Raw genomic sequence first — 15,315 nt, forward strand, 5'->3', positions numbered from 1 at the left:
AGGCGGTTTTACGAATATTTAACTGTTACAGCTTATTTAGCTTTGGCTTCTTCACGACGTCTAATTGTTGGCATGATCAAGCCGAGCAGTAATAAAACTACTGGAGTGGCAATATTCAAGCAAAGTGTAAACGGATCGTTAGAATACATCCCCATTAAACAACAAGCAATAGTTACTGCCAAACCCCACACACCAGCTGTGTATGCCAGCCATTGGTGCTTAGTCATCTGATAGTTTTCAAGTCCGGTGTGGAATTTTTCGTGTTGCTTACGTAAAGCTAAGTAAGCAATGAAAACCCAAAGGTAACGCATTGGCATGACAATTGAATTAAGCTTAACTAATTGAGCCATTACAGCTTGAGCGTCAGGCATAATTGCTTGCAGCGCGATAATACCACCAGAAAGAATAACGATCATCCAGATACCATTAATGTAGGCACCATGCTTGTTGACCTTTAATAATTTCTTAGGGATAAAGTCTTTAGCTTCTTTACCACCTAATAACATTCTTAAAGGTGCATCAATACTGATTACCAGAGCAGAAAATTGCCCAATTACGTTACACCAAGCATAGATGTAAAGGAACAATCCGCCTACACCGTAATATTCTCCCAATTTTTGGAAAGCAATGTACGGACCGTTTGAAATGTATTCGTTTAAATTACCATTTACAGTTTTAGGATCGAACATTAATGCTAAAGCAATTGTTCCTAGAATTGCGGAAATCATAACCATTCCGGCTAAGCCCAACATAGCTTTAGGAAAGTTCTTAGACGGATTCTTCAACTTATTAACATACGGCGAAATTTTTTCAGCGCCACCAACAGCGAATACCAGAATTGAAAGGGAAGTGAAATACTTCGTATTGAAATCTGGCATAAAGTTTTGCCAATTCCAGTTAATAGTATAGAAATTAGCGTGTGGGTTGATCATTGGAGCCGCAAACATCATGATAATAAACAAAATTGACATGATGAACATAGAAGTTCCAGCAATAGTTGACAAAGTTTTAATAACTGGAATTCCGCGACTAGCTACCCAGCAAAAGAAGAGAAATACCACTAACGTAGCTAATTGTGTCCAGGCAGTTGGTAAACTGTCGTACCAATTAGTATTGCCAAAAATCCCCCAGGCCATTCCTCTTAAACCGCCTGTGCCTTTACTGGAAATGTAAACCACATGAACTGCCCAGAATGTCCAGCCGGCGTAATAAGCCCATTTGGGCCCAATAGTGGCATTAACCCATGAGGCCACGCCACCTTCAGAATCTTTAAAAACAGATCCTAACTCACCGACCATCAGAGCATAAGGAATAAAGAAAAGCAGGAAAATAATAATCCAACTGAAAATTACCTTGGTGCCGTCAAAATATATGAATCCGTTAACAACATTACCAAAGCTCCACACAATGGAAAAAGCCATGGTAGCAAGAGTTGTCCACATCATCTTTTTAGAATTATTTGGTGTTTCACCCATGAAACTACTCCCTTATTTAAAGATAACAAGTCTATATTTTAGCTTAAATGATTTTAAAAATCTAATGATAAGGTATCTTTTATTTTATAACACAAGTAACTATTGATTTATGCCATAAAAAGTGCAAAACTATTATTATATTATATTTATAGGAAGGTTGAGAGAGTTTAATGGAAAAAAGTTTTAAAAATAAGTTGCTGGTTGCTGGCACGATAGCTGCAGTCGGCTTATTTGTTGGGAGTAATAATTCTTATATTTCTGCTAAAACCTACCACAAGGCTGTCACTAAAATAGCTGGTAATGGTACTTATGCAGTCTATCATAATGCTTCGAAAAAGGGCCCGTCAGGCAAGTTTACTTCAACTAAGTATTTCAAACATGCTCAAATTCAGTCCAAGCAATCAATTGCCACTAAAAAAGGCAAGTTTTGGAAGATAATTGTTGACGGCAAGACTGTCGGCTGGGTTAGTCAAAACTTCTTTGCCAGAAACCAGATTTCTGTCGCAAAGAACGTCAGTCTGGTTCAAAATGATAAATATTCGTTCAACACTAAAGATGCCATTAATTATGTGACTGATAGTGCAGGTACAGCAGTTGATGCAAGCAAGGTCACAGTTTCCAAGTCAAAGATTAGTTCAAATACTCCTGGTAAGACTACAGTTGATTATAGTTACGGCAAGGCTAAAGCTAGCGTAGACGTTACTGTCCGTTCAGATAAAAAAGAAGGTATAGCAAGAGCTGACAAGACACCTAAGAATGGTCCCAAGGAAGTTTCTACTTGGAAGGGCAGTTCAAAATCTTCTTCAAGAAACTGGAACGCGGCACATCACTATACTCCGGAAACCAGATCCAATACTTTTAAAGCAAACGGCTTAACTTTAAAGACTAAACTGTTCCAACCGCGTTTTGTAAGTCTTGATTATCACAAGGCAGGAGACAAGATGGGCCAAGTAGGTGTAATACCAGAAGGAATTACAGTCTATGGTTCTAACTTTACTGTGGCACTCTTTAACTCCAGTAAAGCGCAAAATGGTCACCTAGTTTCTTATGACTTAAAGCATATTAACAAATATAAAGCCCAAAACCTGTCCACTTTAAACTGGTCAACCTTCAAGAAATATGCTTCACATATTAAAGTTAGTCCTTATATTAAATTAGGTCATGGTCAGGCTATCGGTTCATCAGCTAATTACATTTATGTAATTGCCAATAACAATACCTCGAGCAACTCTGACGCTTCAGAAGAAATTTTGCAAATCCGTAAATCAGACATGAAGATCAATCAAATTTGGACTTTCAGAATTTCCAACTATGGTAATCCAAGATATATTCATAATGCTACCTTTGCTGGTGACAACACGATGTATTGCCTGTTCCATAATGGTGGTAACGGCTACTATGAATACTGGAAAGTAACCAGAAATGGTGATACTTGGACTCCTGTAGAAGTAGGAGCTACAAAGGGCAACTTTGTAAGCAACCATTCCCCAGTTCAAGGATTTACCTACGACCAAAAGCACGACCAATTCTACATCGGCTTTAATGATTATATCTTTAAAGTTGATAAAGATGGTACTTACAAGAAGACTCATCGTTTGCATGTTAAACGTGAAATTGAGGGTCTGTCAGCATACGGTAATAAACTTTATGTTGAATTTGCTCAACGGGGAGAGTTGACCGCTGGTAAAACTAACTAATAAAAATTTAAGCAGTTTGAATAATCAAACTGCTTTTTTGCTTATTATATAATCATCATAATTATTTTTTAGCAGTTGAACTGCACTAATAAAACGATAGCAATAATAGCTTTGAAATATTATGTTTGAGTATACTTTAATAAAATACAGCAGTATAAAAGGAGAAAACATGACAGATTTACTAGTAACAAATAAACTTACAAAGAAGTTTAAAGACCAAACTGTACTTGATCGAATAAACATGCATGTCCCAGAAAATAAGGTTTACTGCTTGCTCGGACCTAATGGAGCTGGAAAAACTACGTTGATGAAAATTTTAACGGGAATTGTTTCTGCTACTAGCGGTACTGTCACGTTTGCAGGTCACGAATGGTCCAGGCATGATTTAACTGCTATTGGTTCCTTAATTGAAACTGCGCCACTTTATGGTAATTTAACTGCTTATGAAAACTTGCAGGTGGTTTGTCGCTTAAGAGGAGTAGCAGAAACTGAAATCCAATCAATTTTAACTACTGTGGGTATTGGTAATACAGGAAAAAAGTTAACTAAAAACTTTTCTCTGGGTATGAAAGAAAGGTTGGGTATTGGCTTAGCCCTTGTGGGTAAACCAAAACTGTTAATTTTAGATGAACCTACAAATGGACTTGACCCACTGGGAATTCAGCAATTGCGCAATTTAATTGCCAGTTTAAAAGACAGTGGTATTACAATCATTATTTCCAGCCATATGCTCTCGGAAGTAGAACGATTAGCTGATAATATCGGCATCATTGGCAACGGTCATTTATTATTGGAAAAGCCGCTAGATCACGCAGAAAATCTGGAACAATTATTTAATGATACTTTGACAAAGGCTGGTGCTATTAATGCTTAATACTTTGGCAATTGAAAAAATCAAAACTAAAAGGACATTTATCAGGCAACTGTTGTGGCTTTATCCGTTTTTCATAACAGTGATAGTTTTAGTGCTTTTTGCTCCTACTGGTTACGTTATTCAAAGCGTCATTAATCAATGGAGCATTATTTGGTTGCCATTATTTCTTGCTTTAATTGCTGGGTTGCTTGACCGGCATGAGAAAAATAGCACAGATTATAAGTTGATTTTAAGTTCACCTTGCAATTTGTTTGATTATGAATTAGGCAGAATACTGCATGTCGCTGTTTTAACTTTCATTTCCTCTTTGTTTCTGATTATTTTCATCGCTTTAATGTTTTTGCTATCTGATAGTCAGATCAGCCCAATTTCATGTGTACTTGCTATTTTAGGCATTTGGCTAGTTAATCTGTGGGAAATACCACTTTATATTTGGTTTAGCCGCATTACTAACATGTACGTCACAATTATATTAGCTTTTGCCGGAATCTTTAGCGGTTTAGCCGTCAATAATTATGTCCTTGGTAAAATTTGGCCATTTACCTGGACTGAACTTTTTCCGGTATCGTTAATCAAAATAAACATTAATGGGCTGCCTCTGAAGGCAGGCACCACTGCCCCTAATAATTATTGGACGTTAATAGTGGCTATTTTGTTGTTTGTGTTAGTTAGTTATTTAGCCGCTAATTCATTCAGAAGGCAGGTAGTAAAAAATGCTTAAAAATGTTTTCAGATCGGAAACCATTAAGCTCAAGCGCAGCTTTTTGCTCTATTTTCATTTAGTGGCTTTAATTATTTTTCCGGTATTACTAGGGCTTTATTACGGCAGTAGAAAAAGCGCGGTCACCACGACCACTATGGTAACCATTTTTTATGAATTGTTGGCAATTAGTTCTCCGATAGTTATCAGTATAGTCATTAGCTTAGTTTTCGACCGTGAGGAAAAAGCTGGTCATTGTAAAAATTGGTTAACAATTCCAGGTGCAAGGGGCAAAATTATTCAATTGCAGTTATTTTACTATTGGGTGCTCTATTTTATTGAAATTATTGGTATGAGCCTGCTTTATTTTTTGATTTTGCGTTTTGCTTTTCGGGTAAATGACCTATCATTTATCAAAATTTTCCTCACTAGTTTTATTTTTGCAGTTTTTGGTTTTCTTCAATATGAGATAACACAATGGCTGGTTTTAAAATTTAACGTTGGCGGAGCCATGATTTTAGGGTTCTTTGGTTTAGTTTTTGCGTGTCTGAGCATTACTAATCTTTTTGACTTTATTTGGCCTGTAGTTCCTTGGGCTTGGCAAATGAGACTAATGAGCTTTTGGCTGGCTGGAGTTACTAGCCAAGTACAAAGCTGGACAGCCATGGCAATGGCTGTGCCCATTATTTTAACTTTAGGGTTACCTTTTTTAATTATAAAAAGTTTCAATAATTGGCAAAATTAGATTGGTTTTATAAGAATAAGTAAAATAAGCTACTGCAAATGTTTCTGCAGTGGCTTTTTAGGTGCCAAAAAGTTAATATATACTTAAATAGTAAAACTTTTCTTTAGTTAGCAGTTATTAATTTCGTATTACTAGTGATTTCTGTATTATGATATGCGGCAAAAGAAAGAATTTTTATAAAGGAGAACTTTGTGGTAAAAAAAGATTTTATTGATACTTGTACCTTTTCAAAAAATGAAATGCAATACCTGGCTGATTTAGGTCTAAAAATTAAGGAGGCTATCAACCATGGCTATTACCCTCAGCTTTTAAAAGGCAAAAGCTTAGGTATGATCTTTGATCAAACTTCGACTAGGACTCGTTGTTCTGCTGAAACAGCAATGACGGAACTTGGGGGTCATGCGCTCTATCTGGCTCCCGGACAAATTCAGTTAGGAAAAAATGGTCATGAGGGTTTGGCTGATACTAGTCACGCTTTAGGTGACTTAGTTGATATCATTGGAGTTCGAACTGCTAGTCAAGAAGATATTGTGGAGATTGCCCAAAATTCGCATGCACCTGTAGTTAACTTTATGAGTGATGATGACCATCCTACTCAGGCTTTAGGTGATTTGATTACAATTAAAGAATTTTTACCAGAAGGTAAGAGATTATCTGACATTAAACTGGTTTTTGTGGGGGATGCAACGCAGATTACTATTTCAGCATTATTTTTGTGTGCCAAAATGGGCATGCACTTTGTTCAATATGGTCCAAAATCCAAGTGGATCCCACGAGATATTTATAACAAAGCCAATAAGATTGCTGAAAAAAACGGTGGCTCAATTACATTAAGTGAAGATGAAAGTTCACTTCAAAACGCTGATTTTATTTATACCGATGTTTGGTATGGTTTATATGATCATGAACTTGAAAAAGATGAATACATGAAGACCTTTTATCCTAAATATCAAGTCAATGATGAATTATTGGCAAAAACGGGCAATCCTAATGTCAAATTTATGCATTGCTTGCCGGCGAATAGGGGAGAAGAAGTTTCCGCTGCTGTTCTTGATGGCGAACAATCAATAGCTTGGCAGCAGGCAGCAAATAAAAAGACTGCTATGCGAGCAGTTTTTGTTTATTTGCTTAATTCAAAATTCACTGATATGAGTGATTCAAGTCAAAAGGCCATCAAATATAAATATAAAGAAGAATTAGCTTATTTGCTTGCACAAAGACCATAAAGAAAAGACTAAAAGCTTTTGGCTTTTAGTCTTTTTGTATGCAAAATATTAATTTTTTTCCATTAATCTGATTAACCTAACATAATTTATAACTTGGGTCTTCTCTTTTTTGGTTAACGGTTTTTTATCAATATAAAGATTTTGAATTTCTTCAAAGTTAACCTTTTTTATATTACCGCCGGCAAGCCACATTGGGTCGACTTCTAAAGCTGCTGCGAGAAGCTCAATGCGATTTTGCTTAGGTTTATATTTGCCTTCTAAGTAGTCGTGAATGTTGGACCGCGGTATCCTTGTTCTTCTTGAAAGTTCAGCCTGTGTAATTCCAGATTTTGCAAAAGTGGATTTGAAATTTTCTAAAAATGTTGCCATAAGCGTAAATCACTCAATTCTATACAAAAAATTTTTCTTTCTCTAACTTATTACAAATCAGCCTTCATTTTGTAAAAACGCTTACTTCTAAGTGCGGTAATGAAATCAGAACGATATGCAAAATAAGTCTTTTGTATGCATTATTGCTGTAATGATTTAATAATTATTTTACCAAAATAGGCATTTTTGTTCAAAATTATTTGTAATGAAAACATAACGAGAACCAAAACAGTAAAAAAGGAATTTTGTCAATGTTATTAAAACATTACAATTAAAAATAAATTGTATAAAAATTAAAAATGATTATTACTAAATAAACTTTTATTGACAAGTAAAAAAATGGTTCTTATTTCACCTTTACTTTCAGCGCCTTATTGACAGCGTTTGCATAAATATGGAATTATTGGTTTGCAAGTAATTAATTATTTGTTAGATTCTTAAATTACGTTTTTGAAAATATCTGGGAGGTAGCAATTTGAGAGAAAAAAATAAAATTATTTTACTAACTCACGGTGGTTGGGGAGCCGCACTTAATAAAAGTATGGGTTTACTGGTTGGAAAAACAGAAAATATTATGGATATTGGTTTAACAGCAAATATGACGTTAGATCAATACATGTTAAAAATTGAAAATAGTGTAATGCCAGTCAATAAAAATACTATTGTTTTAACTGATATACCTGGGGGTACGACTAGCAATGTTGCTTTGAGATTAACACAAAAATATCCGTGGACAATTTTGTCTGGCGTTAATGCGCTCATGCTGGTGGAAACAATAATGCACCAAAATGAAGATATTACCGCAGAAATAGTTAAAAAAATTCTTGAAGCTGGGCAGCAAAGTCAGAAAAATTTGAATTTATTATTTAGAAGTGAAGGATAAAAATATGAATGTTGTTTTGTGTAGAGTAGATAGTCGGCTTATTCATGGACAAGTGGTAACGAAATGGGTCGGTCAGTATAACGTTAATAGAATTATCGTAGTCAGTGATCAACTTGAAAAAGATCAATTTATGAGGAGCATATATTTAATGGCTGCTCCGCCAGACGTCAAAGTAGAATGTTTGGGAATTGCTTCATTAAAAAAGGCTCAAGAGGAGGACAAATTAGCAACTGGCAGAATTTTGCTTATTCTTCCCGACATTGCAACCCTTAAAACAATTGTAGATGAAAAAATATATCAAGGAAAAGTACAAATCGGGGGTTTAGGTGGTGGTCCTGATCGTAAAGTTGTTTTTCAAAATATTACTCTAAATGATAGTGACGCCCAAATATTGGAGGAACTGAAAAACCAAGATTGTGAGATTTATTTTCAAACTATCCCGGAGGATGCGCCACAGAGTTTAGAAAAAATCATAGAAAAATATAGGAAGGTGTGATTAAAATGAACAATACGGCTTTGGCTGTTGTAATGGGACTTTATTTTTGGTTTGCCAATTTGAGATTTGGGTACACCTTTTCCGGCATGCTCAAGCAACCTGTTTGTGTTGCTTTAGTTGTTGGACTGATAACAGGACAAATGGCGCAGGCAATGACAATTGGAGCTGGAATACAATTGATGTTTTTAGGGGTTACATCAACTCCTGGTGGTAATGTGCCAAACGATCCTGCTCTAGCAGCTACTATTGCTATTCCAATTGCAGTTACACTTAATATGAATGCACCAGCAGCAGTGGCACTGGCAGTACCTTTTGGTATTTTAGGTGTCTTTCTAGATCAATTGAGAAGAACTATCAATGCTATTTGGATACATATGGCAGATAAAGATGCAGAAAAATTAAATTATAAAGGTATTTATGCAGCAGCCTTCATCTACCCAGCACTTGTTGGTTTTCTCATTAGGTTTCCTGTAGTTTTTGCCGCTAATTACTTTGGTCGCGGAGCTGTTCAGGCTTTAATAACTGCTATTCCCCAATGGCTAATGCATGGTTTTGAAGTGATGGGCTCACTGTTACCAGCATTAGGATTTGCTTTAACTATCAGTGTAATTGGTAAGAAAAAACTTTTGCCATATTTCTTTATAGGGTTTGTAGCTGTTGTATATTTCAAAGCTGAAATAATGGCGGTCGCTATCATCGGTGTATGTATTGCTTATCTTGTAAGAAAGAATGCCAATAAGGAGGAAGCATCATAATGACTCAAACAAAAAAATTATCAAAGAGAGAAGTTAATAAAGCTTTTTGGATTTACCAGTTGGGATGTGAAGAATCAAATTCCTATGAAAGACTCCAAAGCTTAATCTTTTGCGCTTCAATGATACCAGCAATTAAAAAACTATATGCTGACGATAAAGAAGAACAAAAAAAGGCATTAAAACGTCATCTTACCTTTTTTAATACCGAAGGGTCGATAGGTTCTTCGATTCAAGGAATTACTCTGGCGATGGAAGAAGAAAAAGCTAATGGTGCTGATATCTCAGGTTCAGCTATTACTTCTATCAAAACTGGTCTAATGGGACCATTAGCTGGCATTGGAGATTCGGTAATTTGGTCTGCTTTAATGCCAATCATTATTTCGATTTTTATTCCAATGGCAAAATCCGGCAATCCGCTTGGCGGACTTTTACCGCTAATTATTTATACAGCGATCACAATGTATATTAGTTATTTTCTTATTCATAGGTGTTACACTGTTGGCCGTTCTTCGATCATTGATCTGCTTCAAAATGGTTTGATTAAAGAAGTGATCTATGGTGCAAATGTTTTGGGAATGATGATGATGGGTGCTCTTTCTGCTTCTTATGTGACTGTGACCACACCTTTGAAAATTCACGTTCCCGGCGGATCTACTATTGTTCTTCAAACTATTTTGGATAGTATGCTTAAAGGCTTGCTACCGTTAGCAGCTGTTTTATTAATTTATTGGTATATGCAAAAGAAGGGACCACGCTATGGTGTAATTATCGGTACTATCATTGTCATTAGTTTGCTTGGTTCATTTTGCGGAATTCTGTAATCTAAATGGAGGTAGAAATGGATTTTTATCAGAAATTAAATCTTAAAAAAGTAATTAATGCTAGCGGTAAAATGACAATTTTGGGTGTTTCCAAGGTCACAAATGAAAGTATTGCAGCGCAACAATTTGGCGATCAGCATTTTTTTGAAATGACTGATTTAATTGAAAAAAGCGGGAAATATATTGCCGAAATGATTGGAGCAGAAGATGCTCTCATTGTTAATTCAGCTTCGGCGGGAATTGCCCAAGCGGTAGCAGGCATAATTGGCCAAGGGAGTGAATATCATCTTTATCATCCATATACCGAACGGATTATAAAAAGAAATATTATTTTACCTAAGGGACAAAATATTGATTATGGGGCACCTGAAGAAGAAATGATTACACTTGGTGGTGGCCATCCTGTCGAAGCGGGCTATGCTAATACCTGTTCTGATCATAATTTGGAGATCATGATTGATGATAATACAGCTGCCATATTATATGTTAAAAGCCATCATTGTGTGCAAAAGAGTATGTTAACTATCAAAGAAGCACTTAAGGTTGCCCATGAACATAATCTGCCTTTAATTTTGGATGCTGCTGCTGAAGAAGACATTAAAACATACGTTGATTTAGGCGTTGATGTAATTATTTTTAGTGGTGCAAAGGCAATTGCTGGACCGGCATCTGGTTTAATTTTGGGTAAAAAGAAGTATATTAACTGGGCGCGCATGCAAGCTAAAGGTATAGGCCGCGCAATGAAAATAGGAAAAGAGAACATTTTAGGTTTAACCGCTGCTTTTGAAAACTATGTCAAATGCGGCCCGGAAAACGGCGAAAATATGAAAAAAAGACTAAGCCCTTTTATTTCTGCTTTGTCTAAATTGCCCCATGTTTCTGTTACGCAACAAAAAGATCAGGCCGGAAGGGATATTTATCGAGCTGATATGAAAATAGATCCAAGTTTTTCTAAAAATGCGATAACGGTTATTAAGGAATTAAAAGAGCAAGCACCAGTTATCTATACAAGAGAATACCGAGCAAATGAAAATATCATTGAATTTGATATTCGAGCTATAGATAATGCAGAAATGAAAACTATTGTTAAACGCTTGCAGGAGATTTTGAAATGATGAAATTAGAACCAGATTATTATAAAGGAAGAGTGGCATTAAACTGCTTTTAGCAGGTTCAGTGCAAAATGCCAAAGAGATATATGAAGCGGCTCAAGGACACCTAGTTTGTGGTCTTCTAACCAAAAATTACGCCAATACTGAAAGTTGTATTACTGCCATGAAAAAATATCAAAATGCGGTTAATAATGCAATTTCAATTGGATTAGGAGAAGGAGATCCTAATCAAAGCAAAATGGTATGCGAGGTATCTGAGACTGTTCAACCACAGCATGTAAACCAAGTTTTTACTGGTGTTGGTTTTACTAGAGCCTTAATTGGTCAAGATGAAACGGTAATTAATGGGCTTGTCTCACCAACTGGTAAAGTAGGTTATGTCAACGTAGCTACGGGACCATTAAGTTCAAAGGAGAAAGTAGCGACTATTCCAGTAGTAACAGCTATTGCTATGTTAAAAGATATGGGTGGCAGTTCTCTAAAATTTTTCCCTATGCAGGGGTTAAAGCATTTAGAAGAATATGAGTATGTTGTCCGAGCTTGTGCCGATAATAATTTTAGTATTGAACCTACAGGTGGGATCAATTTAGATAACTTTGAGAATATCTTGCAAATAGCGCTTAAAGCGGGTGTAAAAAAGGTTTTGCCTCATGTTTATTCATCGATCATAGATAAGGATTCTGGCTTAACAAGACCAGAAGATGTTAAAAAACTATTTGAAATTGTGAAAAGTAACTTAGACTAAGGAAACTAGCAAATAAAAAAGAGAAATTTTTGAAATTTCTCTTTTTTATATTGCATTCTCTATATCTGCTTTTGTTTTTAAGCCTTCTTGACCCCATAATTCTTTCTTAGAATTATTAATTCTGAAATGGGGGGCGCTAATACTAAAAGCGCCTAATATTTTGTCGTTTTTTAATATTGCAAATCCTAAGCAATATATTCCGTCCTGATTTTCTCCATCATCAATCGCATAGCCTCTTGTTCGCGTTCTTTTTATTTCTGCTAACAGCTCTTTGCGATTGGTAATCGTATTTGCCGTTAAACTTTTTAACGCGGTTTCGTCAAGATATTTTTCAATCTCACTATTTGACATACAAGCCAAAATTGCTTTCCCCATACCTGATGAGTACATGTTCATATGGCCGCCTAATTGCAAATTTAAACGAATGGTGTTTGTACTTTGGGCCCGATCCAATAACGTAATCACATTTTTGTCTTTAATACCTAAGTTAACGGCTTCAGTTGTTCTATCTCTGAGTTCATTAATATAAGGCATTGCTATTTTGTCTAAGCTGAAACTATTTCTAGCCTTTTGTGCGTACTTTAAAAACGTTAATCCCAAATAGTATCTTTTTGGATTACCAAAACAACGCACAAACTCACAATATTCCAATGTATTTAATATTTTGAGAATAGTCGGTTTAGTGATAGTTATATTGTCACTTATTTCTTTTAAAGTTGGTGCCGTTTCGCATTTAGAAATATAATCTAATATTTTCTTTGCTTTAAGCAGAACCGTACCATATAGATGATTTTCGGTCATTAGCTCTCCTTGTTTTTCAAAAAATGTTTGAAAGCCCTTGCATTATTTTTAAAACATCCTACAATATTATTGTAAATAAGAAATGATATTTCTAAATAAGAAATTTGCTGATTTAATATAGGAGGAGTTATAAAATGGTTGAAATTCATGAATCAGAAGAGGAAATTCGTCAACATGAAGAGGAGTTGAAGAATAACTTCGATATGAATAAGTTTAGCCTTAAAAATAAAGTCGCAATTATTACTGGAGGCAACACAGGATTAGGACAAGGCTATGCAATAGCTATGGCTAAAGCTGGGGCCAATATTTTTATCCCGACCTTTAATGAGTTGGAATGGGATAATACACGTTCAATTATTGAAAGTGTGGGACAAAAAGTTGAATTCATGAAGTGTGACCTTACAGTTAAGGGTGAACCTCATAAAGTTATTGAAGAAGCTTTAAACAAAATGGGTCACATTGATATTTTAGTAAATAATGCTGGAATGATCAAACGTAATCCTTTACTAGAATCGAAGGATGAAGACTGGGACAAAGTTATTGCAATCAATTTAAGTGCAGTTTATCACATGTCTTTGGAAGCATGCAAAGTGTTTGCTAAACAGAAGTCGGGTAGGATTATCAATATTGGTTCAATGCTCTCATATCAGGGTGGTAAATTTATTCCTTCCTATACTGCTTCAAAGCATGGTGTAGCAGGTTTAACAAAGTCTTTTGCTTCTGAAATGGGTGCATACAACGTTACAGTTAACGCAATAGCGCCTGGATATATTAAGACTGAAAATACTGCACCAATACGTGCACAAAAAGACAGAAATGATGAAATTTTAGGAAGAATACCAATGGGTCATTGGGCAGAACCATACGAATTAATGGGTCCCGCTGTCTTTCTAGCAAGTGATGCTGCGGCATATGTCAATGGAGCAATTCTACCTGTTGATGGTGGTTATTTGGTTCGTTAATTAGTACTTGCTAAAAATAGGAGACAATTATGACGTTTATAAATTACATAATGTCTCTGGGAGCAAGTGTGATGATGCCAATCATTTTTCTGATACTTGGCTTGTGTATTGGGATGGGTTTTGGCAAATCACTTGTTTCTGGACTTAAAGTCGGAGTTGGTTTTGTCGGGTTAAGTGTGGTTACACAACTTCTTTCTGATAATATTGGTCCTGCTGTAAATGCAATGGTAAAAACTTATCATTTACATCTTTATACGTTGGATATCGGCTGGCCTGCAGCTTCGCAAGTTGCTTTTGCAACTTCTGTCGGCGCGATTATTATTCCTTTAGGCTTGTTAGTGAATATAATTTGTTTACTAATAGGTGCTACTAAGACTTTAAACATTGACCTGTGGAACTATTGGCACTTTGCCTTTATTGGTTCAATAGTCTATTTTGCAACCAACAATTTTTGGTGGGGAATGTTTGCAGCTTGTGTAACTATTATTGTCACGTTAATAGGTGCTGACAGATCGCAAAAAAAAGCAGAAGATTTTTATGGGAAAGATTTAATTGGTATATCCATCCCGCAAGCTTTCTGTGTAAGTTTTATTCCTTATGCTGTCATTGTAAATTGGATAATTGATCGTATTCCCGGTCTCAATAAAATAGATATTGATGCTAATAAAATGAAAGAAAAATTTGGCGTTTTGGGAGATCCAATCGTTTTAGGCATCATTGTGGGTGTTTTAATTGGCATTTTAGCAAGATATTCTCTTGCTAAAATTTTACAACTAGGAGTTATCTTAGCTGCTGTAATGGTTTTGATACCAAGAATAACAAGTCTTTTTATCGAAGGTTTGTCACCAATTGCAAAACGGACCCAAAGCCTAGTTAAAAGTCACTTCAAAGGCAAGGACTTTAATATTGGAATGACGCCTGCTTTAGTCATTGGTCATCCAGTAACACTGGTAACGAGTTTACTTTTAATTCCAATAATTTTATTCTTGTCGGTGATTATTCCTGGTAATCAATTTTTACCGCTTGCCAGTTTATCAGGCTTAATTTACATTTTCCCTTTAGTTCTACCGTATACAAAAGGAAATGTCTTTAAGACTTTGTTAGTTGGTATAGTCAGCTTAGTATTAGGAGTTCTTTCAGCTACAACCTTAGCGGGCATTTTTACTAAAGCAGTTAAAATTGTCCAAGCAAGCTTAATACCAGCAGGAACATCTTCAGTTGCAAGCATTGATTTTGCTTCGAGTCCTCTTGCTTGGTTAGTATACGAAGGGACAGTCAATCTTCCAATCATTGGCGCAATAGCTATTGCAGCTATTGTCATTGGGTTAATGGTATGGAACAGAAATCAAATTAAAAAGGGTTTATAATCACTTAAAAGAAACTAATTGTAGATTTTTAATAGTAAAAGCTACTGATTTTTAGGGCAAATTTGAGCAGTTTATTAATAATCAACAAAAGGAGATTAGTCTAAGATTAGACTATCTCCTTTTTGGTTTTATTATTTAAATATGGGTCCCCTGAGAGTCGAACTCAGATTTTAAGAACCGGAATCTTACGTGCGATCCATTACACTAAGGACCCAAATTGACACAACAACAAGTATAACAGAAAAGAAGTAAAAATTGAATTCTTTTTTCTTACATTAGGAAAACAG

General features: G+C 35.5%; 15 protein-coding genes and 1 pseudogene. 13 read left to right on the forward strand and 3 right to left on the reverse strand.

The window, feature by feature from the left end; genetic code table 11:
* Window positions 1–32: 32 nt before the first annotated feature.
* Window positions 33–1,475, reverse strand: coding sequence for an APC family permease (locus JF73_RS03105; protein ID WP_038521937.1), 1,443 nt, complete (start codon window positions 1,473–1,475; stop codon window positions 33–35).
* A 170-nt stretch (window positions 1,476–1,645) separates the two neighbouring features.
* On the opposite strand from JF73_RS03105, the gene JF73_RS03110 reads away from it, so the two are divergent.
* From JF73_RS03110 to argF, 5 genes are all read left to right on the forward strand, one after another.
* Window positions 1,646–3,172 (forward strand): LBA0864 family S-layer associated protein, encoded by a 1,527-nt coding sequence (locus tag JF73_RS03110; protein WP_046326927.1) that lies wholly within the window; start codon window positions 1,646–1,648, stop codon window positions 3,170–3,172.
* Window positions 3,173–3,341: 169 nt separating this feature from the next.
* Entirely contained in the window at window positions 3,342–4,046 is a 705-nt protein-coding gene (locus JF73_RS03115) for a lantibiotic protection ABC transporter ATP-binding subunit (protein ID WP_046326928.1), read from the forward strand.
* Window positions 4,039–4,767, forward strand: a complete 729-nt coding sequence (locus JF73_RS03120; protein ID WP_046326929.1) for a lantibiotic immunity ABC transporter MutE/EpiE family permease subunit — start codon at window positions 4,039–4,041, stop codon at window positions 4,765–4,767. Before JF73_RS03115 ends, JF73_RS03120 begins: the two co-directional genes overlap by 8 nt.
* A complete protein-coding gene (locus tag JF73_RS03125; protein ID WP_046326930.1) occupies window positions 4,760–5,491 on the forward strand; it encodes an ABC transporter permease in 732 nt (243 codons plus the stop codon). Before JF73_RS03120 ends, JF73_RS03125 begins: the two co-directional genes overlap by 8 nt.
* Window positions 5,492–5,682: 191 nt before the next feature.
* A complete protein-coding gene (gene argF, locus JF73_RS03130; RefSeq protein WP_046326931.1) occupies window positions 5,683–6,717 on the forward strand; it encodes an ornithine carbamoyltransferase in 1,035 nt (344 codons plus the stop codon).
* 48 nt (window positions 6,718–6,765) lie between these two features.
* Here argF and JF73_RS03135 read toward each other — a convergent pair whose 3' ends face one another.
* Window positions 6,766–7,086: a helix-turn-helix domain-containing protein gene (locus JF73_RS03135; RefSeq protein WP_052727768.1), complete on the reverse strand. Its 321-nt coding sequence runs from the start codon at window positions 7,084–7,086 to the stop codon at window positions 6,766–6,768.
* 475 nt (window positions 7,087–7,561) lie between these two features.
* Here JF73_RS03135 and JF73_RS03140 point away from each other — a divergent pair, with 475 nt between their 5' ends.
* The 6 genes and pseudogenes from JF73_RS03140 (at window position 7,562) to dagF (ending at window position 11,898) form a co-directional block, all read left to right on the forward strand.
* The gene (locus JF73_RS03140) at window positions 7,562–7,969 is read left to right on the forward strand and encodes a PTS sugar transporter subunit IIA (RefSeq protein ID WP_046326932.1); all 408 of its coding nucleotides are present in this window, start codon (window positions 7,562–7,564) and stop codon (window positions 7,967–7,969) included.
* A gap of 4 nt (window positions 7,970–7,973) precedes the next feature.
* Window positions 7,974–8,465 (forward strand): PTS sugar transporter subunit IIB, encoded by a 492-nt coding sequence (locus JF73_RS03145; RefSeq protein ID WP_046326933.1) that lies wholly within the window; start codon window positions 7,974–7,976, stop codon window positions 8,463–8,465.
* Window positions 8,466–8,470: 5 nt separating this feature from the next.
* Window positions 8,471–9,220, forward strand: a complete 750-nt coding sequence (locus tag JF73_RS03150; RefSeq protein ID WP_046326934.1) for a PTS mannose/fructose/sorbose/N-acetylgalactosamine transporter subunit IIC — start codon at window positions 8,471–8,473, stop codon at window positions 9,218–9,220.
* Window positions 9,220–10,041 (forward strand): PTS system mannose/fructose/sorbose family transporter subunit IID, encoded by an 822-nt coding sequence (locus JF73_RS03155; protein ID WP_046326935.1) that lies wholly within the window; start codon window positions 9,220–9,222, stop codon window positions 10,039–10,041. The genes JF73_RS03150 and JF73_RS03155 overlap by 1 nt, the downstream gene beginning before the upstream one ends.
* A 17-nt stretch (window positions 10,042–10,058) precedes the next feature.
* Window positions 10,059–11,156, forward strand: a complete 1,098-nt coding sequence (locus JF73_RS03160; protein ID WP_046326936.1) for a DgaE family pyridoxal phosphate-dependent ammonia lyase — start codon at window positions 10,059–10,061, stop codon at window positions 11,154–11,156.
* Window positions 11,156–11,898, forward strand: a pseudogene (dagF, locus tag JF73_RS03165) (2-dehydro-3-deoxy-phosphogluconate aldolase). Before JF73_RS03160 ends, dagF begins: the two are co-directional and overlap by 1 nt.
* Window positions 11,899–11,943: 45 nt before the next feature.
* Here dagF and JF73_RS03170 read toward each other — a convergent pair.
* A complete protein-coding gene (locus JF73_RS03170) occupies window positions 11,944–12,699 on the reverse strand; it encodes an IclR family transcriptional regulator (RefSeq protein ID WP_046326937.1) in 756 nt (251 codons plus the stop codon).
* A 134-nt stretch (window positions 12,700–12,833) separates the two neighbouring features.
* On the opposite strand from JF73_RS03170, the gene kduD reads away from it, so the two are divergent.
* Together kduD and JF73_RS03180 are read left to right on the forward strand one after the other, a co-directional pair.
* Window positions 12,834–13,661, forward strand: coding sequence for a 2-dehydro-3-deoxy-D-gluconate 5-dehydrogenase KduD (gene kduD / locus JF73_RS03175; protein ID WP_038521956.1), 828 nt, complete (start codon window positions 12,834–12,836; stop codon window positions 13,659–13,661).
* 29 nt (window positions 13,662–13,690) lie between these two features.
* Window positions 13,691–15,028 carry a PTS galactitol transporter subunit IIC gene (locus JF73_RS03180; RefSeq protein ID WP_046326938.1) on the forward strand — a complete coding sequence of 446 codons (1,338 nt, stop codon included), beginning with the start codon at window positions 13,691–13,693 and terminating at the stop codon, window positions 15,026–15,028.
* Window positions 15,029–15,315 lie beyond the last annotated feature (287 nt).

The sequence above is a fragment of the Lactobacillus helsingborgensis genome (assembly GCF_000970855.1).
Lineage (GTDB): Bacteria > Bacillota > Bacilli > Lactobacillales > Lactobacillaceae > Lactobacillus > Lactobacillus helsingborgensis.

Excerpts from the sequence above, each read along its gene's own strand:
- JF73_RS03135 (WP_052727768.1), bottom strand. The coding sequence starts at position 7,086 with ATGGCAACATTTTTAGAAAATTTCAAATCCACTTTTGCAAAATCTGGA.
- JF73_RS03170 (WP_046326937.1), bottom strand. The coding sequence starts at position 12,699 with ATGACCGAAAATCATCTATATGGTACGGTTCTGCTTAAAGCAAAGAAA.
- JF73_RS03160 (WP_046326936.1), top strand. The coding sequence starts at position 10,059 with ATGGATTTTTATCAGAAATTAAATCTTAAAAAAGTAATTAATGCTAGC.
- JF73_RS03155 (WP_046326935.1), top strand. The coding sequence starts at position 9,220 with ATGACTCAAACAAAAAAATTATCAAAGAGAGAAGTTAATAAAGCTTTT.
- JF73_RS03105 (WP_038521937.1), bottom strand. The coding sequence starts at position 1,475 with ATGGGTGAAACACCAAATAATTCTAAAAAGATGATGTGGACAACTCTT.
- JF73_RS03150 (WP_046326934.1), top strand. The coding sequence starts at position 8,471 with ATGAACAATACGGCTTTGGCTGTTGTAATGGGACTTTATTTTTGGTTT.
- JF73_RS03120 (WP_046326929.1), top strand. The coding sequence starts at position 4,039 with ATGCTTAATACTTTGGCAATTGAAAAAATCAAAACTAAAAGGACATTT.
- JF73_RS03115 (WP_046326928.1), top strand. The coding sequence starts at position 3,342 with ATGACAGATTTACTAGTAACAAATAAACTTACAAAGAAGTTTAAAGAC.
- JF73_RS03110 (WP_046326927.1), top strand. The coding sequence starts at position 1,646 with ATGGAAAAAAGTTTTAAAAATAAGTTGCTGGTTGCTGGCACGATAGCT.
- JF73_RS03125 (WP_046326930.1), top strand. The coding sequence starts at position 4,760 with ATGCTTAAAAATGTTTTCAGATCGGAAACCATTAAGCTCAAGCGCAGC.
- JF73_RS03180 (WP_046326938.1), top strand. The coding sequence starts at position 13,691 with ATGACGTTTATAAATTACATAATGTCTCTGGGAGCAAGTGTGATGATG.
- JF73_RS03145 (WP_046326933.1), top strand. The coding sequence starts at position 7,974 with ATGAATGTTGTTTTGTGTAGAGTAGATAGTCGGCTTATTCATGGACAA.
- kduD (WP_038521956.1), top strand. The coding sequence starts at position 12,834 with ATGGTTGAAATTCATGAATCAGAAGAGGAAATTCGTCAACATGAAGAG.